We start from the raw sequence: 23686 nt of genomic DNA on the forward strand, positions 1-23686 counted from the left end.
GCGTGCCTCGGCCGTTGGCGGTGCCCGGGTCCGCGCGCAGCTCACACACGTGTGGGCCGGTGCAACGCCGCCTCCTCGTCAGGGGAGTCGAGGCCGCCCCTCGACAGGGCGGAGCGATAGTGCGAGGGGAGCAGTCGATGCGATGAGGACCAGGGTCAGCACCGCGGCAGCCGTGCCGGTCCAAGCGGTGAGCGGCAGCGCGCCCAGGGATCCGGCCGCCGGGCCCAGGGGCAGGCTCACCGCGAGGGCCATGGCCACGCCCGCGCCGAAACCGGCGGCCGCCACGACGCAGCCCTCGGCCAGGACCAGCCGCACCACCTGCCCGGCCTGTGCACCGACCGCGCGCAGCAAGGCGACCTCGCGGCGGCGCTCGCTCGTCAGCATCACCAGGGTGTTGGCGGCGACGAGGGCCGCGAACACCCCGTACAGGGCAGTGCCGAACACGTCGAGCCAGGCGATGCGCGGCTGGGTCGCGAGGTGGGCGAACTTCACCAGGGAGAAGGCCACCATCAGGGCCACGGGAGTGATCGCGGGGGACAGCCGGTGCGAGCGGGCCCGGCTGCCCATGACGGCAAGGTCGCCCACGCCGCCGTACACAAGACGCAACGGTCCGGAGAGGAGGGAGGCCGTGAGCCGGCCCAGGGCCGGTCCAGCCAGGCTCACTGCCACCAGGTAGGCGATGAGGATCAGGGGCACCTTCTCGCCGGGGGAGTCGGAGGCCTTCGCGGTGAAGGTGAGGGCGCAGCCGCCGGCGGCCGCGGCACCGGCGAGGAGGAGCCGGACGACAGGCGTGCGGCGACGAGGAGTCCGGGCCTCGCCGAGCAGGAGTGCCGGGCGGGTGCGGGCCGCACGCCGAGCGGCGAGCAGACCACCGAGTTGGGAGGTGACGAGGAGGACGCCGGCGGAGGCCAGGGGCGGCAGCAGGCCGTTCGTGAGGTGTACGCCGGGCGGGGTCATGCCGTGATCCGCCATGCCGTTCCACCACACGGCGGCGAGACCTCGCCCGAGCAGCCAGCCCAGAGGGAGGGCCGGTACGGCCGTGAGCAGTGCCTCGGCTGCGACCATCCGGCGGACTTGTCCGGGGGTGGCGCCCACGGCGCGCAACAGAGCGGTCTCCGGGGTGCGTTGGGCGACCGCGAGGGCCATCACCTGGGCGATCACGAAGATCGACAGGTAGACGGTGACGAGCGTGAACAGGATGCCCATCTCGGTGAGGAGGCTGCGGGAGGCGGACGGAGGTGCGGCGGAGGCCGACTGGAGCACGGTGGTGCTCGCGGTGACCACGGTCGCGGACAGCGTGAGCGCGGCGAGTACGCCGCCGAAGACGGAGGGGCGGGCCCGGACGGCGGCGCGGGCGAGGCGGGTGGTCATGCCGCGCTCACCTCCACGGTCCCACCGGCCGTGGCCGCCTCAGCGGTCGTGGCTGTGGTGTGCCCCGCCGGGGGCCCGGCTGCGTGCGTGGAGCTCATGGCATGAGGCGCCCGCGTCGTCCGCATCGCGCGCATCCGGGCGGCGATATCCGCGGCGTCGCTGCCCTGTGCCTCGTCCACGACCGTGCCGTCCTGCAGGAACAACACCCGGTCCGCCCACGCGGCCGCGGCTGGATCGTGCGTGACCATCAGTACGGTCGCGCCCCACTCGGCCACGGCTTGGCGGAGCAGCCCCATGACGTCCTCGGCGGTGGCGGGGTCCAGTGCGCCGGTCGGTTCGTCGGCGCAGATGAGGTCGGGCCGTGTGATCAGGGCGCGCGCGATGGCCACGCGCTGCTGCTGACCGCCGGAGAGCTCGCCCGGGCGGTGCCGGGCTCGGTCCGCGAGGCCGACGAGGCCGAGCGCACGGGCCGCCGCCGCGCGGTCCGGGCGGGAGCCGGCGAGGCGCAGGGGGAGGAGGACGTTCTGTTCGGCGGTCAGTGCGGGGAGGAGGTTGAACGACTGGAAGACGAATCCGACGCGGGAGCGCCGCAGCCGTGTGAGGCGCCGCTCACCCATCCCGGCGAGGTCCTGCCCGCCGAGCACCACCTGCCCCGACGTGGCACGGTCCAGACCGGCGCCGCACTGCAGCAGGGTGCTCTTGCCCGAGCCGGACGGTCCCATCACGGCGGTGAAGCTGCCGTACGGCAGGCGGACGTTCACGCCGCGCAGGGCATGCACCGCGCTGTTGCCGCGGCCGTGGCGCCGGGTGACCGCGTGCATGGTGAGCGCGTCACCGGCCGGTGAAGTGGCCGGGTGAGCTGTGCGGCCGCCGGGGGAGTCGTCGTGGATTCGCATGCTGTCGACGGTACGAATCCGCAGGTGGGAGGCGACATGGTGCGTTCACCCGGATCGAGGTTCGGACTTTCCGAACCTCACCTTCACTCGCCGCGCGCCCACTCCCCATATGCATCCCACGCCCGCAACGACCGCCGGCTCGTGAACCGGTGCTCCCGGCCCGTGACGGGGTCGGTGAACACCAAGGTGGTGGCGAGGAGTTGCAGGGGCCGGGTGAAGTCGTCGGCTGCGGGCTGGGGGAGGACCGTCGGGTACACCGGGTCACCGAGCAGCGGCAGGCCCAATGCGTTCATGTGGACGCGCAGTTGGTGGGTGCGACCGGTGGCGGGACGCAGGCGGTACCGGCCGAGCGGGCCGCCGTGTTCCGCCGCCGGCCGGTGGTCGAGGAGCTCGATCTGCGTCTCAGCGTTGACGTCCCCCGGAACCTCGCTCGCCGCGATCACCCCGCGCACTTTCTCGATCCGGCTGCGCACCGTACGCGGCAGCTCCAGCTCCGCGTCGTACGGTGCCACCGCCTCGTACACCTTCTTGATCGCCTTGTCCCCGAACAGGCCCTGGTATCGCCCGCGCTCCTGGGGCCGTACGACGAACATCACGACCCCGGCCGTCAGCCGGTCCAGGCGGTGCGCGGCGCTCAGCTCCGGGAGTTGCAGTTCGCGGCGGAGCCGGGCCAGCGCGGTCTCGGTGACGTGCGAGCCGCGTGGAGTGGTGGCCAGGAAGTGCGGCTTGTCGACGACGACCAGATGCTCGTCGCGGTACAGCACCTCGATCGGAAACGGCACCGTCACCTCGGGCGCGAGCTCCCGGTGGAACCAGATCAACTGCCCGCCCACATACGGAGCATCAGGCGCCACGGGCCCGTCCACGGTCACGAACTCCCCGGCCGAGAGCATCCCGTCGATCACCTCGGCCCCGGGAGCCAGCCGCTCCACCAGATGCTCCCGGACCGTCCCCCAGCCCCCGCCCACGGGCAACCGCAACCGCACGGCGTCGATGCCGTCGCGCTGGGGAAGGGGGGAACGGAGGGAGCGTGGCCTGCGGGTCATGGTGTGTCCAGCGTACGAGGCGGGAGCGCGGCGAGTCGCAGGGCGAGTTCCGCCAGGTCGGCGGCGTACAGGACGCGGGTTCCATAGCCGGGCAGCGGTACGTGCAAGGGCTCGGTCCAGCGCGCCGGGATGGCGCCCGCGCCGTACACGGCGCCCGCGAGCATGCCGGTGACCGCGGCGACGGTGTCGGTGTCGCCCCCGAGGTCGACGGCGGCGGCGACCGCTTCCTCGAAACTCGAGGTGGTGCGCAGGGCCCACACGGCGGAGCCGAGGCATGGCCAGACCGCACCGTTGAACTCGGTGGCGTCGTCGGGGTGCCAGTTGTCGGCAAGGGCCGTGGCCCAGCGTTCACGGTGGTCGGGCGTGATCTCGGCCAGAGCGGACGGCAGCGCGGTGAGCGGATCGTCGCCGTCGAGGGCGACCCTGATCAGTTCGTGCAGGACGGCGGTGCCTTCCCAGGCCGCGCGGTCGCCGTGGGTGAGGGCCGCGATCCGGCGGGCGGCGTCCATGGTCACGGTGCGGCCGGCGGAGGCGAAGTGCACCGCGGAGGTGCTCGCCCGCATCAGCGAACCGTTGCCCGCGGCCCGCAGATTGATCTGGAAGTGCAGGGCCGCGGCCATGTCCCATGGCCGGCCGCCGGTGAGCACGTCCTCGGTCTGCAGTCCGATGTCCTTGGGCTCACCCGCAGCCCAGCGCTGGAACCGGGCGAAGACGTCGGGGAGTCGCAGCCCGCCATGGTCGAGCAGCGACTCACCGACCAGGACGGCCATCTGCGTATCGTCGGTCGCCTCACCGGCATCCCAGCCGCCGCCCCCGCACATGGCGCCGTATCCGTCGGGGAACCTTCGGCCGAAGTCGCCGGGCTCGCCGAACTCGAACGGTGCGCCCAGTGCGTCGCCGACCGCCGAGCCGAGCACCGTTCCGACCTCGCGTTCCGTGCGCTTCATGGCGTCAGCGTATGCGGCGCCCCATCCCCACCAGTACGCCGCAGCACCCACCCGGGACCATCCAGGCAGGCGCTGCGGCGTTGGCGAGAAGAGGGCCTTCGGCCGGAGTGGTCAGACGGCCATCGGCCACGCACGGAAGTGCTTCGGGCGCGGCGGTGCGAAGGTGCGGACCTTGGAGGTCTTCAGGCCCAGGCGGACCAGGGACTCCGCGATCGTGACCGCTGCCGCGACGCCGTCCACGACCGGGACGCCCGTGCGTTCCACGACGCGTTCCGTCAGACCCGCCATGCCGCCGCAGCCCAGGCAGATCACCTCGGCGCGGTCCTGCTCGACCGCGCGGACCGCCTCCTCGACGATCGCCTCGACGGCGGCCTCGGGGTCGCGCTCCAGTTCCAGGACCGGCATCCCGCTGGCGCGCACCGAGGCGCAGCGGGCGGAGAGGCCCGCCAGGAGCAGACGGTCCTCGATGAGCGGCACGGCGCGGTCGAGCGTCGTCACCACCGAGTAGCTGCGGCCGAGGAACTGCGCGGTGGTGGCCGCCGCCTCGGTGATGTCGACGACCGGCACGTCGAGGAGTTCCTGCAGGCCCTCGCGGCCGTGCTCGCCGTACCCCGCCTGGATGACGGCGTCGAAGGGCTCGGGGTAGGCCCGGACGGTCTCCATCACGGCGATGGCCGCGAGGTGGCTCTCGTAGTTGCCCTCGACCGAGTCCGCGCCGAACGCGGGGGTCAGCGGCACGATCTCGGTGCCGGGGGCGGCTGCGGCCATCGCCTGTTCGCCGATGGTCTTCGTCATCGAATCCGTGGTGTTGACGTTGACGACGAGGATGCGCATATGGGTGGTCCTGGTTCCTGATGGGTTCAGTGCGGTGCAGTGACAGCGGTGGAGTGAGTGCGAAGTGAGAAGGGGGATGAGCAGCGGTTACGCGCTCGGGACCGCGATTTCCTCGCCGTCGATGTCCTCCGTGGGCGCCGCACCGCGTCCGGGCAGGACGAGGTAGAGCACACCGGCGAGGATCGCGCCGATGAACCAGGAGAAGCCGGCGATGCCCGAGAAGTACGGGACGAGCGCGATGACGACGGCGACCGCCGCGGACGGGACGAGGGCCCCGATGGCGCGCGGGTTGATGCCGCGGTTGTAGGCGTACGTGGCCTCGGGGTCCTCGCTGTACAGGTGCGGGACGTGCACGCGGGTGCGGCGCAGCAGCCAGTAGTCGGCCATCACGATGCCGAAGGCCGGGCCGAGGAGGGCGCCGAGTCCGCCGAGGAAGTAGTCGACGACGACCGGGCTGTTGTAGAGGTTCCACGGCAGGATGACCAGGCCGAGCACGGCGCTGACCACGGCCGCCTTGCGGAAGTCCAGCTTGCGCGGGAACAGGTTGACCAGCGTGTACACCGGGGCCACGAAGTTGGCCATCAGGTTGACCGCCACGGTCAGCACGATGAGCGAGAGCGAGGCCAGCACGAGGAGCAGCGTGTTGGGGATCGCCTGCACGATCTCGGCGGGGTTCGAGATGACCTTGCCGTCGAGCTTGAACTGCGCACCGCTGAGGACGACGACGATGCCGGCGAAGAACAGCATGTTCACGGGGATGCCGATGAGGTTGCCCATCAGGATCGACCGGTTGTTCTTGGCGGAGCGTGTGAAGTCGCAGAAGTTGAGCACGAACGTGCCGTAGATGACGACCCACAGCGCGGCCGCCTCGAGGATGTGCAGCCAGCGGTCGGCGCCGGTGAACGGGCTGCCGGCGTCCATCGCGATCGACCAGTCGACGCGCCACAGCATCCACACGGCGAGCGCCACGAACGTGATCAGGACGGCGGGCGCCGCGATGGCCACGTACTTGCGGATGACGTCCATGCCGTAGCTGACGATCAGCACCTGGATGACCCACAGGACCACGAAGGAGGCCCAGCCGAGCAGATCGAGGCCAAGGACCGAGGTGTCCTGCCAGGAGGCGAGGCCGGGCGCCACCGCCACCGCGAGGGCGGAGAGGACCACGGAGGCGAGGTACGTCTGGATGCCGAACCATGCGATGGCCACGCCGCCGCGGATCACCGCGGGGACCTGCGCGCCGCGCACACCGAAGGCGATCCGGCTCATCACGGGGAACGGGACGCCCGTCTTCGAGCCCATGTAGCCGGAGAGGCTCAGGAGCACGAAGAGGAAGACGGACGCGAGCACGAACGCGCCCAGGATGTCCCAGACGCCCATGCCGAGCGCGAACAGACCGATCGCGAAGGCGTAGTTGCCGAGGCTGTGCACGTCGTTGGCCCAGAGCGTGAAGACGTTGTAGCCACCCCAACTGCGGCCCGCCTTCTGCGTGGGGGCGAGGTCAGGGCTGTAGAGCCGGGAGCTCGGGACCGTCGGCGCGGTACCCGAACCGGGCACTGCCGCCCTGTCGGTCCGCACCAGGTTCTCCGTTGTGGTCACTCCGGCCACCTTTCTTTGATTTCGGTATACGAAATCTGATTTCCAAGGAGGGGTGACGGGGACGCTACGGGCGTGTGTACGGCATGGTCAAGGGTTTCCGGGCGACGATCAGCGGGTGAGACAGTTCACATTGATCCAGGGGTCGGGGAGGCGTATACGCAGTTCGGTATCCCAAATTCGGCGACGGTGAGCACCCTCGCCGGAGCGTGTGGGAGCACGAAAACACCCCACCGGCGGTGTGCCGATGGGGTGGATCGCGGGGTGGTTCGGGAGGTCAGGAGGCGGCGGGTGCCTCTTCCTGCTCCGCCTCGACCTGGGCGTTCCAGTCGCGCTTGGACGCCTGCCAGCCGTCCTCGTTGTGGCCGAGGCGCCAGTACCCGGAGATCGACAGCTGCTCGCGCGCCACGCCCCGGTCGATCCGCAGATGGCGGCGCAGCTCCTTCACGAAGCCGGCCTCGCCGTGCACGAACGCGTGCAGCTCGCCCTCGGGGAAGTCGAGGGTGCGGACGGCCTCGACCAGGGCCTCGCCGACCGGGCGGCCGGAGCGGTGGAGATACGTGATGCCGGCGGAGGCGGCCGTCGACACCTTCTGCTCCTCGGCCGAGTCCTCGACCTCGACGTACGCGAACGCCCGCGTCCCGTCGGGCAGTTGCTCCAGCGCCACGGCGATGGCGGGCAGCGCGCTCTCGTCGCCCGCGAGGAGGTGCCAGTCCGCGGTCGGCGACGGTGCGTACGCGCCGCCCGGGCCGAGGAAGCGGATCGTGTCGCCGGGGCGCGCGTTCCGCGCCCACGGCCCGGCGAGCCCCTCGTCCCCGTGGATCACGAAGTCGACGGTGAGCTCGCGCATCTCCGGCTCCCAGGCGCGCACGGTGTACGTCCGTGTCACGGGCCACTGGTCGCGCGGCCGCTCGGCGCGGATCGCCTGGATGTCGAAGGGCTCCGGATAGTCCACGCCCTCGGGGGTGAACAGGAGCTTGACGTAATGGTCGGTGAACTCGCCGGCCGTGAACCGGGCTAGTCCCTCGCCGCCCAGCACCACGCGCTGCATGTGCGGGGTGAGCCGCTCGCTGCGGACGACCTCCGCGAGATGGGTCTGCGGTGCCTTGCGCGCCGGACGTTCCGCCACGGCAGCCTCCCCTGATCGGCGTACTTAGGTCTGCCTAAGTTAACACCGGTGATCGAGGAAGAGGAGAGGGGTACCGCGCAGCGCGACCCCCGGCCCGCCGCGCCGACCCACCCGTCCCGCTCGTACTCAGCCCGCCAGCGTCGTCACCAGCCGCTTCAAGGGCGTCCCGATGCCCCACCGCTCCGCCAGCTCGTCGAGCGACGCCGGGTCGCGCGGCTCGCTCGGAAGGGCGAGGTCGATGTCGGGGACGGGAACGTCCGTCGCCACCTGGATCACCTTCGGCGCCACCGCGACGTACGGCCGCGACTCGTCGAGCTTCTTGCGCTGCGACGGCGTGAGCTTGGAACGCGGATCGTCGACGGCGGCCATGATCCCCGCCAGGTCGCCGTACTCGTTGAGGAGCTTGGCCGCGGTCTTCTCGCCGACGCCGGGCACGCCCGGCAGCCCGTCGCTCGGGTCGCCCCGCAGCAGTGCCAGGTCGGCGTAGCCCGGGCCGCCGCTGCTGATCCCGTACTTCTCCGCCAGCCACGCCTCGTCGGTGAGCTGCAGATTCCCCACGCCCTTGATCGGATACAGGACGCGGATGCCGCGCTTGTCGTCGACCAGCTGGTAGAGGTCGCGGTCGCCCGTGACGATGTCGACCGGGCCGGCGGCGCGGGCCGTCAGCGTGCCGATGACGTCGTCCGCCTCGTAGCCCGGCGCCCCGATCCGGGCGATGCCCAGCGCCTCCAGGACATCGACGATCACCGGGACCTGCGGGGAGAGGGTGTCGGGGATCTCCTCCTCGTCCGGCCCGGTCTCCGTCTCCTCGGCGACGCGATGTGCCTTGTACGAGGGGATGAGATCGACGCGCCACTGCGGGCGCCAGTCGTCGTCCCAGCATGCGACGAGGTCGTCCGGCCGGTGGTCCTTGACCAGGCGGTCGATGAAGTCGATCAGCCCGCGCACGGCGTTCACCGGGGTGCCGTCCGGGGCCCTCATCGACTCCGGCACGCCGAAGTAGGCGCGGAAGTAGAGAGAGGCGGTGTCGAGAAGCATGAGCCGTCGGGTTTGCGTCACATCCCGCATCATGCCGCACCCCGCCGACAACGGGCCGTCGTCGGCCCGACCGCCCCTCTACGACATCAACTACGACATCAACTTCAACAGAATGTGAAGCGGATCACTTTCCGTTTGTCGTGGCGTGGGCTGGGGCAGGCGCGCACGCGGAGCAGACCCGTGCTGGATACAACCAGTTCTCGCCGGGTCGCGGGCGGACCCCGCGCGGCTCCACGGCCTGCCCGGCGGGGGAGGCGGGCCGTCCACGTACGACAGATGAGGTTTTATGTCCAGGCTCCAGGCGGAGCACCTGTACAAGGTGTTCGGCAGAAGGCCCGATGACGCGGTAGGCCGGCTCGAAGCAGGCGCCGACCGCGACGAACTGCGTGCCGAAGGCACCACGGCAGCGGTGATCGACGCCTCGTTCACCGTGGAGCCGGGTCAGATCTTCGTCGTGATGGGTCTCTCCGGCTCCGGAAAGTCCACGCTCCTGCGGATGCTCAACGGACTCCTGGAGCCCACCTCCGGGCGGGTCCTCTTCGACGGGGACGACATCACCCACATCAGCGCGAAGAAGCTGCGCGAAGTCCGCTCCAGCAAGATCAGCATGGTCTTCCAGCACTTCGCCCTCTTCCCGCACCGCAGCGTCCTCGAGAACGCCGCGTACGGCCTCGAAGTACAGGGCGTCGCCAAGGAGGAGCGCCTCAAGCGCGCCACCGAAGCGCTCGAACTGTGCGGCCTCAAGGGCTGGGAGAAGTCCTGGCCCGACGAGCTCTCCGGCGGCATGCAGCAGCGTGTGGGCCTGGCCCGCGCGCTCGCCACCGACGCCGACCTGCTGCTCATGGACGAGTCGTTCAGCGCGCTCGACCCGCTGATCCGCCGTGACATGCAGGACCAGCTGCTCGAACTGCAGAAGACCCTGAAGAAGACCATCGTCTTCATCACCCACGACCTCAACGAGGCCATGCGCCTGGGCGACCAGATCGCCGTCATGCGCGACGGCCGCATCGTCCAGACCGGCACCGGCGAGGACATCCTCGTCCGGCCCGCCAACGACTATGTGCGCCGCTTCGTCGAGGACGTCGACCGCAGCCGGGTGCTCACCGCCGGCTCGATCATGGAGAAGGCCGCCGCCGACGCCGCGTTCGACGAGGACGAGGGCTCCTGCAGCGCCGAGACCCCGGTCGCGGAACTGTTCGCCGCGCTCGCCGAGGGCTCCACCGAGATCCCCGTCACCGACGACGACGGCGATCTCATCGGTGTCGTCGCCCGCGAGAAGGTGCTCGCCGCGCTCGCGGACGAGGCGTCCGTCGAGGCAGCGCCCGCGAGCACGGAGGTGCGGGACACCATCCCGTCCCCGCGCGAGACCGCGAAGGCGGTGAAGGCCGGTGCCTAGGCTCGATTTCGGCTCCTGGGTGGAGGACGCGGTCGCCTGGCTGCAGACCCACCTCGCGTGGCTCTTCGACTTCGTCAACGGTGTGCTCGACGGCCTGTACCAGGGCGTCGACTCCGTACTGGGCGGCGGTGAGCCGCTGCTCGTCGCCGGTATCTTCGCCGTCATCGCCTGCTGGCTGCGCGGACTGCTGCCCGGCGTCCTCGCCTTCGCGGGCTTCGCCCTGATCGACGCGCTCGGTCTGTGGGACGACGCGATGGCGACCCTGTCGCTGGTGATCGTCGCCGCGGTGATCACGGTCGCCCTGGCCGTGCCGCTCGGCATCTGGGCCGCGAAGAACAAGCGGGTCAGCGGTCTGATCCGGCCGGTGCTCGACGTCATGCAGACCATGCCGGCGTTCGTGTACCTGATCCCCGGCGTCATGTTCTTCGGCGTCGGTGTCACGCCCGGCGTCATCGCCACCATCGTCTTCGCGATGCCGCCCGGCGTCCGCATGACCGAGCTGGGCATCCGCCAGGTCGACGGCGAACTTGTCGAGGCCGCCGAGGCCTTCGGCACCAGCCCCAAGCACACCCTCATGCGGGTGCAGCTGCCGCTCGCACTGCCGACGATCATGGCCGGTATCAACCAGGTCATCATGCTCGCCCTGTCGATGGTCGTCATCGGCGGCATGGCGGGTGCGGACGGTCTCGGCGAGCAGGTGTACGCCGCGATCACCCAGCTCCAGGTCGGCCTCGCCGCCGAGTCCGGTGTCTCCGTGGTCATCCTCGCCATGTACCTGGACCGGATGACCGGCGCCCTCAACCAGCGCGTCTCGCCGCTCGGCCGCCGTGCCGCCGCGAAGGCCGCGGCCGCCGCGGGCCGGCTGAAGTTCGTCCACTACAAGCCCGCCACCGCCGTCGCCACCGTCGGCGTGGTCGTGCTCGCGCTGATCGCGGGCGGCATGAACATCGCCGGTTCGAAGGACGACCCGGCTCAGCAGACCGCCGCCGCCGACATCGGCAAGGGCAAGAAGATCAACATGGGCTACATCCCCTGGGACGAGGGCATCGCCTCCACGTTCCTGTGGAAGGAGCTCCTGGAGCAGCGCGGGTACGAGACGGACGTCAAGCAGCTCGACCCGGGCGCCCTCTACTCCGGCGTCGCCCGCGGCGACATCGACTTCCAGACGGACTCGTGGCTGCCCACGACGCACAAGGACTTCTGGGACAAGAACGCCGAGAACCTCGAGGACCTCGGCTCCTGGTACGGCCCGACGTCCCTGGAGCTGACCGTGCCCTCGTACGTGAAGGGCATCGACTCGCTCGAGGACCTCAAGGGCCAGGGCAAGAAGTTCAAGGGCAAGATCATCGGCATCGAGGCCAGCGCCGGGATGATGAAGACCCTCGACGAGAAGGTCCTCAAGGAGTACGGCCTGGACGGCGAGTACAAGGTCGTCTCGTCCTCGACCGCCTCGATGCTGGCCGAGCTCGACCGCTCCATCAAGAAGAAGGAGCCGGTCGTGGTGACCCTCTGGTCGCCGCACTGGGCGTACGGCAAGTACGACCTGAAGAAGCTCCAGGACCCGAAGAAGGCCTGGGGCAAGGGCGAGCAGATCCACACCGTCGCCCACAAGGGCTTCTCGAAGAAGGACCCGACGGTCGCGAAGTGGCTGAAGGACTTCAAGCTCACCGAGGACCAGCTCACCAGCCTGGAGAACGACATCAAGGCGGCCGGTGAGAAGAACGAGCAGCAGGGCGTGCAGACCTGGCTGAAGAAGCACCCCGACCTGGTCGACCAGCTCGCCCCGGTGCCCGGCGGCGGCGCGAAGAAGCAGGGCCGTGACGCCGGCAAGACCGTGAACCTCGGCTACTTCCCGTGGGACGAGGCCATCGCGTCCACGTACCTCTGGGAGAACATCCTGGAGGACCGCGGCTACAAGACCACGAACAAGCTGCTCGACCCGGGCCCGCTCTACACCGCGCTCGCGCAGGGTCAGCGGGACGTCCAGTTCGACTCGTGGCTGCCGACGACCCACAAGGACTACGTCGACCAGTACAAGGACAAACTCACGGACATCGGGTCCTGGTACGGCCCGACCTCGCTGGAGCTGACCGTGCCCTCGTACGTGAAGGGCATCGACTCGCTCGAGGACCTCAAGGGCCAGGGCAAGAAGTTCAAGGGCAAGATCATCGGCATCGAGGCCAGCGCCGGGATGATGAAGGCCCTCGACGAGAAGGTGCTCAAGGAGTACGGCCTGGACGGCGAGTACGAGGTCGTCTCGTCCAGCACGTCGTCGATGCTGGCCGAGCTCGACCGCTCCATCAAGAAGAAGGAGCCGGTCGTGGTGACGCTCTGGTCGCCGCACTGGGCGTACGGCAAGTACGACCTGAAGAAGCTCCAGGACCCGAAGAAGGCCTGGGGCGAGGGCGAGCAGATCCACATCGTGGGCAAGAAGGACTTCGCGAAGGACTTCCCCGAGCTGAACGGCTGGCTGAAGAACTTCAAGATGACCGAGGAAGAGCTCGCCTCCCTGGAGGTCGAGATCCAGAAGGGCGACCCCAAGAAGCAGAAGGAGTCCGCCCGTCGCTGGCTCGACGCGCATCCGGAGCTGCTCGACAAGTTCGCGCCCGTGAAGTAGTCCCACGGACCGACGCACCTCATGGAGGGGTGGGGTTCACCGCACGCTGTGGTGAACCCCACCCCTCGGTGCGTTCCGCCCGGCTTATCCGTTCCTTACCCTCGGACTTCGTGTCCCCGTCCCGCCGCGCCGTCCCGCTGAGCGCCGCCGTCGTCCTGGCCCTCGCCCTCGTCGTGGCCCTGCTCCAGGTCGGCCGCGCGGACGCCGCCCCTGTCTCCGCCGCCGCCGGCCGCCTCGCCGAACTGGCGGGCGACGCACGCGAGGCCGACGGATCCGCCTACGGGCTGCGCGACGACACCGGCCGCACCATGGACGCCGCCGAGATCCGCCAGGCCGATGACGGCACCTATCTCGCCGTCTACCACACGGTCCTCGACGACGGCCGCTTCCACGCGGCCGTCGCCACCTCCACCGACCTCACGACCTGGACCCGCCGCCACGACTTCGGACCCGGCACCCACCAGGCCACCCTCGCCAGGGACCCGGCGGGCGGCTGGCTGCTCGCCTTCGAGCGCGATCCGCGCAACCACATGGCGATACGGGGCTACGCAGACCTCGACGACCTGCTCACCGGGAACGCCCGCCGCTCCTTCGACGCCCCGCTCACCCTGTCGCGCTGCGCCGAGGGCACCCCGTCGATCACCGCGGTCCGCGGCGACACCATCGAGCTGACCGGCCACTACCGCTCCGGCTGCGACGTCGACCGCCAACTGCGGGCCACGCTCACCGACTTCACCACCTGGCACGCCGAGCCCGACACCGCGCTCGACACCGCCCTGCGGGCCTGGGGCAGCGGCGGCAACATCGGCGACCGCTCGCCCGTGCGGCTCGACGGCCGCGACCTCGTCCTCATCGAAGGGCAGCGGCTCCGGGACGACTTCGCGAGCTGGCGCACGTACGTCTACGACCCGCGGCTGCGCCGCGCCGACCTCCTGAGCATCCGCACCCACGGCGGCTCCACCGCGCTCGCCAACCCCTCCGTCTCCCTGCTCACCGCACCCGACGGCGAACCGTCGCTCCTGGTGAGCGCGTTCATACCCTCCGAAGGCGCCGCGGACGGCGAGGCGGGCCAGATGCTGTTCTGGCGCTCGCTCGCCGGCTGAGCACCGGCCCCGTACGGGCCGAACCGCCGGGCCGAACTACCGGGCCCGACCCGGGTGCGGGATGCTTGAAGTACGAGCAGACCAGTTGACAGGGCACCGGCGGCTGCCCTTGCGTAGGGTGCTGGGAACAGCGAACCGACCGCACGCGAAGCGAGGGGGGCCGGCATGGACGACAAATTCTCCGGACGGGTCGGCTCGGCCATCCGGCGACGGCGCAGGGCGCTCGGCCTCACCCTGGCCGCGGTCTCCGGCCGCAGCGGACTGTCCGTTCCCTTCCTCAGCCAGATCGAGAACGAGCGGGCGCGGCCCAGCAGCGCCTCCCTCGAACGGGTCGCCGACGCCCTCGGCACCACGGCCGTCGAACTCCTGTCGGCCGCCGACGCGGAGCGCATCGTCGAGGTGGTGCGCGCGGCGCCCACCGACGAGGAGACGGAGATCCGCGAGCTGGTCCACGGCAAGCACCAGCTGCACGCCCTCGAATTCGTCGGCGACCACGACTCGGGCCGTGAATTCCGCCACCGCAACGACGAGTTGATGTACGTGGCCGAGGGCGCCGTCGAGGTCGAGGCCGACGGCCGCGCCTACCGCCTCGCCCGCGGCGACACGCTCTTCCTCTCCGGCGGCGTGCCCCACCGCTGGCGGGCCGCGGTGCCCGACACCCGCGTCCTGGTGGTCGCGGTGGCCGAGCACATCAAGGCCGAGCACGAGTAGCGCCACGGCCGGGTGTCAGCGCGCAGGCGTCAGCAGCCGCCCGGTGAGCAACCCGCGCACCGTGTGGAACGCGGCGGTCACGACGGCCGCCACGAGGAACGCGTAGAGCCCGACCGCCAGCCACTCGTACGCGTGCAGCCCGGTGTGCCGGGCGAGCCCCGAGGCCCCGGTGACGCATGTGCCGACAGGGAACGTGAAGCCCCACCACGTCATCGCGAAACCCATGCCCGCCCGAAGCGCCCGCACCACGAGCGCCGCGGCGAGCGCGAACCACAGCAGAGCGAAGCCCATCGCCGGCACCCCGTAGACCACGGCGAACGCGTTGAACGCCGAGGCGTAGGCGGCGCTGATCGCGTCGGGCGCCACGTCCGCGAGCGCGTTCACCGCGGTCGTCGACTGGCCGAGCGGTCCGAGGACCAGGAACAGCGTCGGGGTGAGGGCGAGCGGCAGCGGACCGTGCACCACCAGCCGGCCGAAGATCAGCGGCAGCATCACGAACGCCGCGATCAGACTGAGCCCGAACATCGCGTAGCTGCCGAGCAGCATCGCCTCCTGCCACTGCCCCCGCGGCAGATGCGGCAGCAGCGCCGGACCCTGCGCCGCCGAGACCATCGGGGCGACCACGGGCAGCAGCCACACGGGGCTCGCCTCGTCCAGTGCGATGCGGTGCCGGGCCACCATCAGATACGGGACGGCCGCGGCGGCCGCCAGACCCACCAGGGTGCCCGCGACGAACAGCAGCGCGTCCACGCCGATCGCCGCCCGCTCACCGATCACGTCCTTGCCGACGAGCAGCGTGGCACCGCCCACCGCGAGCAGCGCCATCGACAGACAGCCGTAGAAGGGGGCGACCGCCGGGTCGAGCAGATGCGAGCGGGCCTGGTCGCGGTGGCGGCCCCAGTGCACCGCCCGCGCGCCGAGCAGCACGGCGAGCGCGGTCGTGGCGACGGCCCAGACGGCCACGGTCAGCGCCCTCGGGACAGGATGCGGGAGGGTGGCACCCGCGGACGCGACGATCGCGGTGCCCATCACGGCGGCGTACCAGTTCGGCCCGAGATGGCGCACCGACGCCCGCGGCCGGGTGCGGGCCGCGGTGCGGAACAGGGCTCGGGAACTCGAATGCGACGCCATGCCCTCAGCCTCCTTCAGTCCCAGGCACCCCACCAGACCTTGTGCCGCTATGTGGGCATAAGCTGCCGTTATGGGTACGAGCACAGGCGCAGGTCAGGAGCAGGTCACGGCCGAACGGCTCGCCCATCGGGTACCCGACCTGGGGGCGCTGCAGCTGCTCATCGCCGTGGCGCGGCTCGGCAGCCTCGGCCGTGCGGCCCGTGAACTCGGGATCACCCAGCCCGCGGCCAGCAGCCGGGTGCGGGCGATGGAGCGCCAGCTCGGTGTCGCGCTGGTCGACCGGTCGCCGCGCGGCTCGAAGCTGACCCCCGCGGGCGCGCTGGTCACGGACTGGGCGCGGCGGATCGTCGAGGCCGCCGAGGCTTTCGACGCGGGGGCGCAGGCGCTGCGGGACGGGCGGGACCGGCGGCTGCGGGTGGCGGCGAGCATGACGATCGCCGAGTATCTGCTGCCCGGCTGGCTGATCGCGCTGCGGCACGAGCGGCCGGGCACCGCGGTCCAACTGCTCGCCGGGAACTCGCAGTTCGTGGCGGAGCGGCTGCTCGCCGGCGAGGTCGACCTCGGCTTCGTCGAAGGGCTCGCGCTGCCGTCCGGCCTGACGGACGTGGTCGTCGCCCGCGACCGGCTCGTCGTGGTCGTCGCGCCCACGCACCCGTGGGCCCGGCGCAGGGGGCCGCTCGCGGCCGAGGAGCTGGCCCGTACGCCCTTGATCCTGCGGGAGCACGGCTCGGGCACCCGGCAGGTGCTCGACGCCGCGCTGGATTCGGTCGGCGGGCTCGCCGAACCGTTGCTGGAGCTGGCGTCCACCACCGCCGTGAAGGCGGCGGTGGTGAGCGGGGCGGGTCCCTCGGTGCTCAGCGAGCTCGCGGTGGGGGAGGAGCTGGGGGCGCGGCGGCTGGTGGCGGTACCGGTCGCGGAGATCGGGCTCGACCGGGCGCTGCGGGCGGTGTGGCGCACCGGCCACCGGCCCGCGGGCCCCGCACGCGATCTGCTGGGGCTGACGCGCTCGGGGTGAGCCGGGCGCGCCCAGGTCAGCTCCCCGAGCTCGCGTCGATCAACCCCCGCATCACCCGCAGATCCGTCCCCATCTCCGGATGCCACTGCACACCGAGCACCCAGCCCGGTCCGGGCCGTTCGACCGCCTCCACGGTGCCGTCCTCCGCGCGGGCGGACACGAGCAGGCCCTCGCCGAGCCGGTCGACGGCCTGGTGGTGGTACGTCGGGACGGTGTCCTTGTCCGGTACGAGCGAGGCCAGCAGCGTGTCCGGGACCGGCTCGACCGGGTGCGCTCCGAAGGAGCCGGTCCCGCCCGTGTGCCCGTCCAGATGCTGCACCAGCGTGCCGCCCAGGGCCACGTTGAGGAGCTGCATCCCGCGGCAGATGCCGAGCAGCGGGGTGCCGGACGCCAACGCCGCCTGGATCAGGGCCAGTTCCCACGCGTCGCGTTCCCGCGCGGGCGGCCCGGTCCTCGGGTGGACCTCGGCCCCGTACCGTACGGGCTCGACATCCGGACCACCGGCGATCACCACGCCGTCGAGCCGTGACACGACGGACGCCGCCTGTGCCGGGTCGTCCGGCGGCAGCATCACCGCGATCCCGCCCGCGTCCTGCACGAGCCGGGGATAGCCGACGGGCAGCAGGGCCGCGTCCAGCTCCCACACGCCCCAGCGGGCCTTGGACTCCAGATACGTACTGACCCCGATCAGCGGCCTGCTGCTCACCCGTCACCCTCCATGCCGGACAGGAACCCCAACGCGTCACCTCCCACTGTGCCCCCTACTCGCGCTTCAGCTCGGCCTCCGCCTCGGCCAGCGCAGCGAACTCCTCCTCGGGCGCCTTCGCCACCAGGTGGTGGCGGCTGTAGATCCCGAAGTACGCGATGGCGACCACGTAGACGATCAGGGCGATGAAGGCCGCGGTCACATCGACCAGGAAGGTCGCGACGAGCGCGGAGAGCGAGAGCGCCAGGGCGACGCCCGAGGTCCAGACGCCGCCGGGCGTGCGGTAGGGGCGTTCGAGGTCCGGCTCGCGGCGGCGCAGGACGATGTGCGAGAGGGACATCAGGGCGTACGAGATGGTCGCGCCGAAGACCGCGATGTTCAGCATCCGTGCGCCGTCGCCGCTGCCGGCCGCGAGCGCGAAGCCGATCGCGCCGGGCACGAGCAGCCCGAGGTAGGGCGCCTTGCGGCTGCTGGTCAGGGAGAGGAAACGGGGCAGATAGCCGGCGCGGGAGAGCGCGAAGAGCTGGCGCGAGCCCGCGTAGATGAGCGAGAAGAAGGAGGCCACCAGGCCGGCGAGGCCCGCGTAGTTGATGATCCGGCTGAGCGTGGTCGCCTCGCCGTCCGGCTGCAGCGCCTCCACCAGCGGATTGCCCGCCTCCTGGATGGCGGCCGAGCCGCGCGCTCCGGCCGAGGCGAAGAAGGTGAGCAGGGCCAGGACCACGAGGATCGCCATCGACCAGCGGATCGCCTTGGGCAGCGTACGGGCCGGTTCGCGGGTCTCCTCGGCGGCCAGCGGCACGCCCTCGACCCCGAGGAAGAACCACATGCCGAACGGGAACGCGGCCCAGATGCCGAGCAGTCCGAACGGCAGCCACGAGTTGGCGCCGAAGGCCTCGGTGTCGACCTTGATGTCGTTGAGCCCGGACGCGTCGAACTCCGTGAACGCGCCGACCGCGAAGATCAGCAGCGCGGTCACGGCGATCCCGGTGACGACGAAGCTGAAGCGCAGCGCCTCGCCGACGCCCCACAGGTGGATGCCGATGAAGATGATGAAGCAGGCGAGGTAGACCGGCCAGCCGGACTCCAGGCCGAACAGGCCGAGCGACTCGACGTAGTCGCCGATGAAGATGGAGATCGCGGCGGGCGCCAGGACGTACTCGATGAGGATCGCCGTACCGGTGAGGAAGCCGCCCAGCGGGCCGAGCGCCCGGCGCGCGAAGCCGTAGCCGCCGCCTGCCGTCGGCAGGATGGAGGAGAGCTCGGCGAGCGAGAAGACCATGCAGACGTACATCAGGCCCATCAGGACCGTGGCGATGGCGAGTCCGCCGAATCCGCCTTCCGCCAGGCCGAAGTTCCAGCCCGAGAAGTCGCCCGAGACGACATAGGCCACCCCGAGGCCGGTGAGCAGCAGCCAGCCGGCGCTGCCGCGCTGCAAGGCGCGCCGCTTGAGGTAGTCGTCGTCCTCGGGAGTCGGTGTCGTGCCGCTCTCCGGGCGTGCTTGGGTCATCGCAGGGCTCCCCGCTCAGGGCCGGTGGCTTCAATGGAGCGAGTGCATACCATTGCGGTGCGTCCGCGCGCGGCGCAAGTCCCTTGCGTTACTTTCCAGTTGCGGCGCCGCGCATGCCGGGCGCAGAGGACATTTCGCCGCTCAGGCGAGGAATCCGCGGAGCAGCGCCGCCGTCCCCGCGCAGTGCTCCCGCATCGCGGCCCGCGCCCGGTCGGGATCGCCGTCGAGCACGGCCTGCACGAGCGCCGTGTGCTGCGCCTGTGAGTGCTCCAGGTTCCGCACGAGAAGGGGGATGCAGTCGAGGAGGTCGTTGACCTGTGCGCGTACGGCCGCGTAGTGCGCGGTGAGGGACGGGGAGCCGGACAGCTCGGCCAGCGTGAGGTGCAGCAGGGTGTCGCGGCGGCGGTAGTCGCCGAGCGGCGCGTCGTGCGTGGCGGTCAGTGCCGAACTCAGGTGCTGCTTCTGCTTCTTGGTGAGCGGCCGTGCCGCGCACAGTTCGGCGGCGCCGGTCTCCAGGACCTCGCGGAAGCGCAGCACGTCCTCGACGTCCACGTCCTTCAGGCGCCGCCGCAGCTCCGCCTCGCCGGTCGCGTCGGGCCGGGCTCGCACGAACGTGCCGCCGTACCGCCCGCGCCTGCTCTCGACCAGACCTTCGTCCTGCAGGACCCGCAGTACCTCGCGCAACGTCACCCGGCTGATCCCGAGCGCCTCGGCCAACTCGCGCTCGGCGGGCAGCCGTTCACCGGCCGCGACCAGCTCCAGGCGTATGACCTGGAGGATCTGCTCCAGCGCCTCCTCGAAGCCGTTGCCGGCCCGCACCGGACGCAGGACGCGCGCGAGCCGGTCCATCCGTTCGGCTGTCGTCATCGGCCGTTTCCCCCTTCCCAAGGAATGGTCTGAAGCAATACCTTAAGCCACCCCGGACCGACCGAGGATGGAGTCCCCGTGGCTGACCGCACCGCACCGCTCGGCGTCGAGGAGCTGCGCGCCCTCGTCGCGAGCGGCGAGATCGACACCGTCGTCCTGGCCTTCCCCGACATGCAGGGACGCCTGCAGGGCAAGCGGTTCGCCGCAGGATTCTTCCTCGACGAGGTCCTGGAGCACGGCACCGAGGGGTGCAACTACCTGCTCGCCGTCGACACCGAGATGAACACCGTCGACGGCTACGCGATGTCGAGCTGGGACCGCGGCTACGGCGACTTCGCGATGCACCCCGACACGAGCACCCTGCGCCGCCTGCCGTGGAACGAGGGCACCGCCCTGCTCATCGCCGACCTCGCGTGGAACGACGGCGGGCCCGTCGTCGCCGCGCCCCGCCAGATCCTGCGCCGCCAGCTGGAGCGCCTGGCCGAGCTCGGCTACACCGCGCAGGTCGGCACCGAGCTGGAGTTCATCGTCTTCCGCGACAGCTACGAGGAGGCATGGGACCGCGACTACCGCGACCTGATCCCGGCCAACCAGTACAACATCGACTACTCGGTGCTCGGCACGGGCCGGATCGAGCCCCTGCTGCGCCGGATCCGCAACGAAATGAGCGGCGCCGGCCTCACCGTCGAGTCCGCCAAGGGCGAGTGCAACCCCGGCCAGCACGAGATCGCCTTCCGCTACGACGAGGCCCTTGTCACCTGCGACCAGCACGCCGTCTATAAGACGGGCGCCAAGGAGATCGCCGCACAGGAGGGCATGGCGCTCACCTTCATGGCGAAGTACAACGAGCGCGAGGGCAACTCCTGCCACATCCACCTCTCGCTCACCGATGCCGAGGGCACCAACGTCATGGCCGGGCCCGACGGCCACGGCATGTCCGACGTCATGCGCCACTTCCTGGCCGGCCAACTGGCCGCGCTGCGCGACTTCTCGCTGCTGTACGCGCCCAACATCAACTCGTACAAGCGCTTCCAGCCCGGCTCCTTCGCACCGACCGCCGTCGCCTGGGGCAACGACAACCGCACCTGCGCGCTGCGCGTGGTCGGCCACGGCCGCTCGACCCGCTTCGAGAACCGGCTCCCCGGCGGCGACGTCAATCCGCACCTCGCCGTCGCGGGCCTTGTCGCGGCCGGTCTGTACGGGATCGAGCAGCGGCTCGAACTCCCCGACGCCTGCGCGGGCAACGCGTACACCGCCGACTACGCGCATGTGCCGACGACCCTGCGCGAGGCCGCCGAGCTCTGGGAGAACAGCCCGATCGCAAAGGCTGCGTTCGGCGCGGAAGTCGTCGCCCACTACGCCAACATGGCGCGCGTCGAGCTCGACGCCTTCGACGCCGCGGTGACGGACTGGGAGCTGCGGCGGTCCTTCGAGCGCCACTGAGCAGGCCCGACCCGCAAGGCACCCCGACCAGCGAGGAACCCCACCACCACCCCGCACAACTGTGAGGACCGACTTGCTCCACGAGCACCACGTACTCAACCCCGCGACCGAGGAACACGTCGCGACCGTCCATGCCACCACCCCCGCCGAGATCGACCAGGCCGTCGCCCGCGCGGTCCGCGCCCAGGAGTCCTGGGCGGCGCTTGCGCCAGGGGACCGGGCGCGGATCCTGCGCCGCGTCGCCGACGCCATCGACCAGCACATCGAAGAGCTGGCCCGGTTGGAGGTCCGCGAGGCCGGTCACACCATCGGCAACGCCCGCTGGGAGGCCGGCAACGCCCGCGATCTCTTCGCGTACGCGGCCGGGGGAGTGGAGCGGCTGACCGGGCGGCAGATCCCGGTGCAGGGCGGGGTCGACATCACCTTCCAGGAGCCGCTCGGCGTCATCGGCGTCATCGCGCCCTGGAACTTCCCGCTGCCGATCGCCTCCTGGGGCACCGCCCCCGCACTCGCCGCGGGCAACGCGGTCCTGCTCAAGCCCGCCGAGACCACCCCGCTCACCGCGTTGCGCCTGGCCGAACTCGCCTTGGAGGCAGGACTTCCCGAGCACCTCTTCCAGGTACTCCCGGGCGCGGGCGACGTGGCCGGAAACGCCCTGGTGGAACACCCGGACGTCGCCAAGATCGTGTTCACCGGCTCCACCCGCGTCGGCAAGCAGATCATGGCCAAGTGCGCCGACCGGGTAAAACGCGTCACGCTCGAACTCGGCGGCAAGAGCCCCAACATCGTCTTCGCCGACGCGGACCTCGATGCCGCGGCCGCCGCGGCCCCCATGTCCTTCCTCGACAACTCCGGCCAGGACTGCTGCGCCCGCACCCGCATCCTCGTCCAGCGCTCCGTGTACGACCGCTTCCTCGGCCTGCTCGCACCGGCCGTCGAGTCCGTACGCGTCGGCGACCCCGCGGACGAGAAGACGCAGATGGGGCCGCTGATCTCCAAGGCCCAGCTGGAACGCGTCCGTTCGTACGTCCCCGACGGCGCGGCGATCCGCGGCAGCGCGCCGGACGGGCCCGGCTTCTGGTTCCCGCCCACCGTCCTCGCGGGCGTGGACCCGGCCGCCCCGGTGTGCACCGAGGAGGTCTTCGGACCGGTCGCCGTCGTCCTGCCCTTCGAGGACGAGGCCGACGCGGTACGCCTCGCCAACGCCACCGCGTACGGACTCTCCGGCTCGCTGTGGACCCGAGACGTGGGCCGCGCGCTGCGCGTCTCCGCGGCGGTCAAGGCGGGCAACCTCTCCGTCAACTCGCACTCCAGCGTGCGCTACTGGACCCCCTTCGGGGGCTACGGCCAGTCCGGCCTCGGCCGCGAACTCGGACCCGACGCCCTCACCGCCTTCACCGAGACCAAGAACGTCTTCATCAGCACGGAAGGTTCCGCACTGTGACCGAAGCACCTGCCGACCAGCCCGTCTGCCGCCGTCTCGTCGGCCGCACCGCCGTCATCACCGGGGCAGGAAGCGGCATCGGCCTCGCCACCGCCCGCCGCCTCGCCTCCGAAGGCGCCCACGTGGTGTGCGGCGACATCGACGAGACCGCGGGCAAGGCCGCCGCCGAGGAGGTGGGCGGCACGTTCGTACGGGTCGACGTCACCGACGCCGAGCAGGTCGACGCGCTGTTCCGGACCGCGTACGACACCTACGGCTCGGTCGACATCGCCTTCAACAACGCGGGGATCTCGCCGCCCGACGACGACTCGATCCTGGACACCGGCCTGGAGGCCTGGAAGCGGGTCCAGGAGGTCAACCTGACCTCCGTCTACCTGTGCTGCAAGGCGGCCATCCCCTATATGCGCCGCCAGGGCAAGGGCTCCATCATCAACACCGCGTCGTTCGTGGCCCGGATGGGAGCCGCCACCTCACAGATCTCGTACACCGCGTCCAAGGGTGGTGTGCTCGCGATGTCCCGCGAACTGGGCGTGCAGTTCGCCCGCGAGGGCATCCGGGTCAACGCGCTCTGCCCCGGACCGGTCAACACCCCGCTCCTGCAGGAGCTGTTCGCCAAGGACCCCGAGCGCGCGGCCCGGCGCCTTGTGCACATCCCGGTCGGCCGCTTTGCCGACGCCGAGGAGATCGCCGCCGCGGTGGCCTTCCTCGCGAGCGACGACGCGTCCTTCGTGAACGCCACCGACTTCCTGGTGGACGGAGGGATCGCCGGCGCGTACGTGACGCCGGTGTGAGCGGTCCGCGCGGGAGGCGCACCCTCCGCTCCGGCGGACCCGCGCCCTCCGCCCGGAGGGCGCCGAACCCGGTGTACCGCGCCCGACAGCACGGCCTA

General features: G+C 71.1%; 20 protein-coding genes. 8 read left to right on the forward strand and 12 right to left on the reverse strand.

Annotated elements, in window-relative coordinates:
* Positions 1-78 precede the first annotated feature (78 nt).
* From ACIBI4_RS11315 to ACIBI4_RS11350, 8 genes are all read right to left on the reverse strand, one after another.
* Positions 79-1371, reverse strand: a complete 1293-nt coding sequence (locus ACIBI4_RS11315; protein WP_399203461.1) for an FtsX-like permease family protein — start codon at positions 1369-1371, stop codon at positions 79-81.
* Entirely contained in the window at positions 1368-2267 is a 900-nt protein-coding gene (locus tag ACIBI4_RS11320; RefSeq protein WP_399203462.1) for an ABC transporter ATP-binding protein, read from the reverse strand. Before ACIBI4_RS11320 ends, ACIBI4_RS11315 begins: the two co-directional genes overlap by 4 nt.
* Before the next feature lie 83 nt (positions 2268-2350).
* Positions 2351-3313: a pseudouridine synthase gene (locus ACIBI4_RS11325; RefSeq protein ID WP_399203463.1), complete on the reverse strand. Its 963-nt coding sequence runs from the start codon at positions 3311-3313 to the stop codon at positions 2351-2353.
* Entirely contained in the window at positions 3310-4260 is a 951-nt protein-coding gene (locus ACIBI4_RS11330) for an ADP-ribosylglycohydrolase family protein (RefSeq protein ID WP_399203464.1), read from the reverse strand. The genes ACIBI4_RS11325 and ACIBI4_RS11330 overlap by 4 nt, the downstream gene beginning before the upstream one ends.
* 111 nt (positions 4261-4371) lie before the next feature.
* Positions 4372-5094 (reverse strand): aspartate/glutamate racemase family protein, encoded by a 723-nt coding sequence (locus ACIBI4_RS11335; RefSeq protein ID WP_399203465.1) that lies wholly within the window; start codon positions 5092-5094, stop codon positions 4372-4374.
* An 87-nt stretch (positions 5095-5181) separates the two neighbouring features.
* A complete protein-coding gene (locus tag ACIBI4_RS11340) occupies positions 5182-6672 on the reverse strand; it encodes an NCS1 family nucleobase:cation symporter-1 (RefSeq protein ID WP_399203775.1) in 1491 nt (496 codons plus the stop codon).
* 295 nt (positions 6673-6967) lie between these two features.
* A complete protein-coding gene (locus ACIBI4_RS11345) occupies positions 6968-7819 on the reverse strand; it encodes a siderophore-interacting protein (RefSeq protein WP_399203466.1) in 852 nt (283 codons plus the stop codon).
* 126 nt (positions 7820-7945) lie between these two features.
* The gene (locus tag ACIBI4_RS11350) at positions 7946-8887 is read right to left on the reverse strand and encodes a 5'-3' exonuclease H3TH domain-containing protein (RefSeq protein WP_399203467.1); all 942 of its coding nucleotides are present in this window, start codon (positions 8885-8887) and stop codon (positions 7946-7948) included.
* Positions 8888-9143: 256 nt separating this feature from the next.
* Here ACIBI4_RS11350 and ACIBI4_RS11355 point away from each other — a divergent pair, with 256 nt between their 5' ends.
* The 4 genes from ACIBI4_RS11355 to ACIBI4_RS11370 all read left to right on the forward strand — a co-directional run bounded on the left by ACIBI4_RS11355 (position 9144) and on the right by ACIBI4_RS11370 (position 14684).
* Positions 9144-10253: a glycine betaine/L-proline ABC transporter ATP-binding protein gene (locus tag ACIBI4_RS11355; protein ID WP_399203469.1), complete on the forward strand. Its 1110-nt coding sequence runs from the start codon at positions 9144-9146 to the stop codon at positions 10251-10253.
* Entirely contained in the window at positions 10246-12870 is a 2625-nt protein-coding gene (locus tag ACIBI4_RS11360) for an ABC transporter permease/substrate binding protein (protein ID WP_399203470.1), read from the forward strand. The genes ACIBI4_RS11355 and ACIBI4_RS11360 overlap by 8 nt, the downstream gene beginning before the upstream one ends.
* Before the next feature lie 110 nt (positions 12871-12980).
* A complete protein-coding gene (locus ACIBI4_RS11365) occupies positions 12981-13973 on the forward strand; it encodes a hypothetical protein (RefSeq protein ID WP_399203471.1) in 993 nt (330 codons plus the stop codon).
* A 165-nt stretch (positions 13974-14138) separates the two neighbouring features.
* On the forward strand, positions 14139-14684 hold the full coding sequence (locus ACIBI4_RS11370; protein ID WP_399203472.1) for a helix-turn-helix domain-containing protein: 546 nt from the start codon (positions 14139-14141) through the stop codon (positions 14682-14684).
* Between the two features lie 15 nt (positions 14685-14699).
* On the opposite strand, the gene ACIBI4_RS11375 is transcribed toward ACIBI4_RS11370, so the two are convergent.
* Entirely contained in the window at positions 14700-15815 is a 1116-nt protein-coding gene (locus ACIBI4_RS11375; RefSeq protein WP_399203473.1) for a TDT family transporter, read from the reverse strand.
* Between the two features lie 70 nt (positions 15816-15885).
* On the opposite strand from ACIBI4_RS11375, the gene ACIBI4_RS11380 reads away from it, so the two are divergent.
* On the forward strand, positions 15886-16830 hold the full coding sequence (locus ACIBI4_RS11380; RefSeq protein ID WP_399203474.1) for a LysR family transcriptional regulator: 945 nt from the start codon (positions 15886-15888) through the stop codon (positions 16828-16830).
* 16 nt (positions 16831-16846) lie between these two features.
* Here ACIBI4_RS11380 and ACIBI4_RS11385 read toward each other — a convergent pair whose 3' ends face one another.
* From ACIBI4_RS11385 to ACIBI4_RS11395, 3 genes are all read right to left on the reverse strand, one after another.
* Positions 16847-17536, reverse strand: a complete 690-nt coding sequence (locus tag ACIBI4_RS11385; RefSeq protein WP_399203475.1) for a gamma-glutamyl-gamma-aminobutyrate hydrolase family protein — start codon at positions 17534-17536, stop codon at positions 16847-16849.
* 55 nt (positions 17537-17591) lie between these two features.
* Positions 17592-19043: an ethanolamine permease gene (gene eat / locus ACIBI4_RS11390; protein ID WP_399203476.1), complete on the reverse strand. Its 1452-nt coding sequence runs from the start codon at positions 19041-19043 to the stop codon at positions 17592-17594.
* Positions 19044-19184: 141 nt separating this feature from the next.
* Complete coding sequence (locus ACIBI4_RS11395; protein WP_399203477.1) at positions 19185-19910, reverse strand: FadR/GntR family transcriptional regulator; 726 nt, start codon at positions 19908-19910, stop codon at positions 19185-19187.
* Positions 19911-19988: 78 nt separating this feature from the next.
* Here ACIBI4_RS11395 and ACIBI4_RS11400 point away from each other — a divergent pair, with 78 nt between their 5' ends.
* The 3 genes from ACIBI4_RS11400 (at position 19989) to ACIBI4_RS11410 (ending at position 23588) form a co-directional block, all read left to right on the forward strand.
* Entirely contained in the window at positions 19989-21353 is a 1365-nt protein-coding gene (locus tag ACIBI4_RS11400) for a glutamine synthetase family protein (protein ID WP_399203478.1), read from the forward strand.
* A gap of 73 nt (positions 21354-21426) precedes the next feature.
* Positions 21427-22797, forward strand: coding sequence for an aldehyde dehydrogenase family protein (locus tag ACIBI4_RS11405; RefSeq protein ID WP_399203776.1), 1371 nt, complete (start codon positions 21427-21429; stop codon positions 22795-22797).
* A complete protein-coding gene (locus ACIBI4_RS11410) occupies positions 22794-23588 on the forward strand; it encodes a 3-oxoacyl-ACP reductase (protein ID WP_399203480.1) in 795 nt (264 codons plus the stop codon). Before ACIBI4_RS11405 ends, ACIBI4_RS11410 begins: the two co-directional genes overlap by 4 nt.
* Positions 23589-23686: the final 98 nt, after the last annotated feature.

Source organism: Streptomyces sp. NPDC050418, from assembly GCF_044458745.1.
Taxonomy (GTDB): domain Bacteria; phylum Actinomycetota; class Actinomycetes; order Streptomycetales; family Streptomycetaceae; genus Streptomyces.

Coding starts and splice junctions, on each gene's coding strand:
- ACIBI4_RS11315 (WP_399203461.1), bottom strand. CDS start 1,371: ATGACCACCCGCCTCGCCCGCGCCGCCGTCCGGGCCCGCCCCTCCGTC.
- ACIBI4_RS11320 (WP_399203462.1), bottom strand. CDS start 2,267: ATGCGAATCCACGACGACTCCCCCGGCGGCCGCACAGCTCACCCGGCC.
- ACIBI4_RS11325 (WP_399203463.1), bottom strand. CDS start 3,313: ATGACCCGCAGGCCACGCTCCCTCCGTTCCCCCCTTCCCCAGCGCGAC.
- ACIBI4_RS11330 (WP_399203464.1), bottom strand. CDS start 4,260: ATGAAGCGCACGGAACGCGAGGTCGGAACGGTGCTCGGCTCGGCGGTC.
- ACIBI4_RS11335 (WP_399203465.1), bottom strand. CDS start 5,094: ATGCGCATCCTCGTCGTCAACGTCAACACCACGGATTCGATGACGAAG.
- ACIBI4_RS11350 (WP_399203467.1), bottom strand. CDS start 8,887: ATGCGGGATGTGACGCAAACCCGACGGCTCATGCTTCTCGACACCGCC.
- ACIBI4_RS11355 (WP_399203469.1), top strand. CDS start 9,144: ATGTCCAGGCTCCAGGCGGAGCACCTGTACAAGGTGTTCGGCAGAAGG.
- ACIBI4_RS11370 (WP_399203472.1), top strand. CDS start 14,139: ATGGACGACAAATTCTCCGGACGGGTCGGCTCGGCCATCCGGCGACGG.
- ACIBI4_RS11375 (WP_399203473.1), bottom strand. CDS start 15,815: ATGGCGTCGCATTCGAGTTCCCGAGCCCTGTTCCGCACCGCGGCCCGC.
- ACIBI4_RS11380 (WP_399203474.1), top strand. CDS start 15,886: ATGGGTACGAGCACAGGCGCAGGTCAGGAGCAGGTCACGGCCGAACGG.
- eat (WP_399203476.1), bottom strand. CDS start 19,043: ATGACCCAAGCACGCCCGGAGAGCGGCACGACACCGACTCCCGAGGAC.
- ACIBI4_RS11395 (WP_399203477.1), bottom strand. CDS start 19,910: ATGACGACAGCCGAACGGATGGACCGGCTCGCGCGCGTCCTGCGTCCG.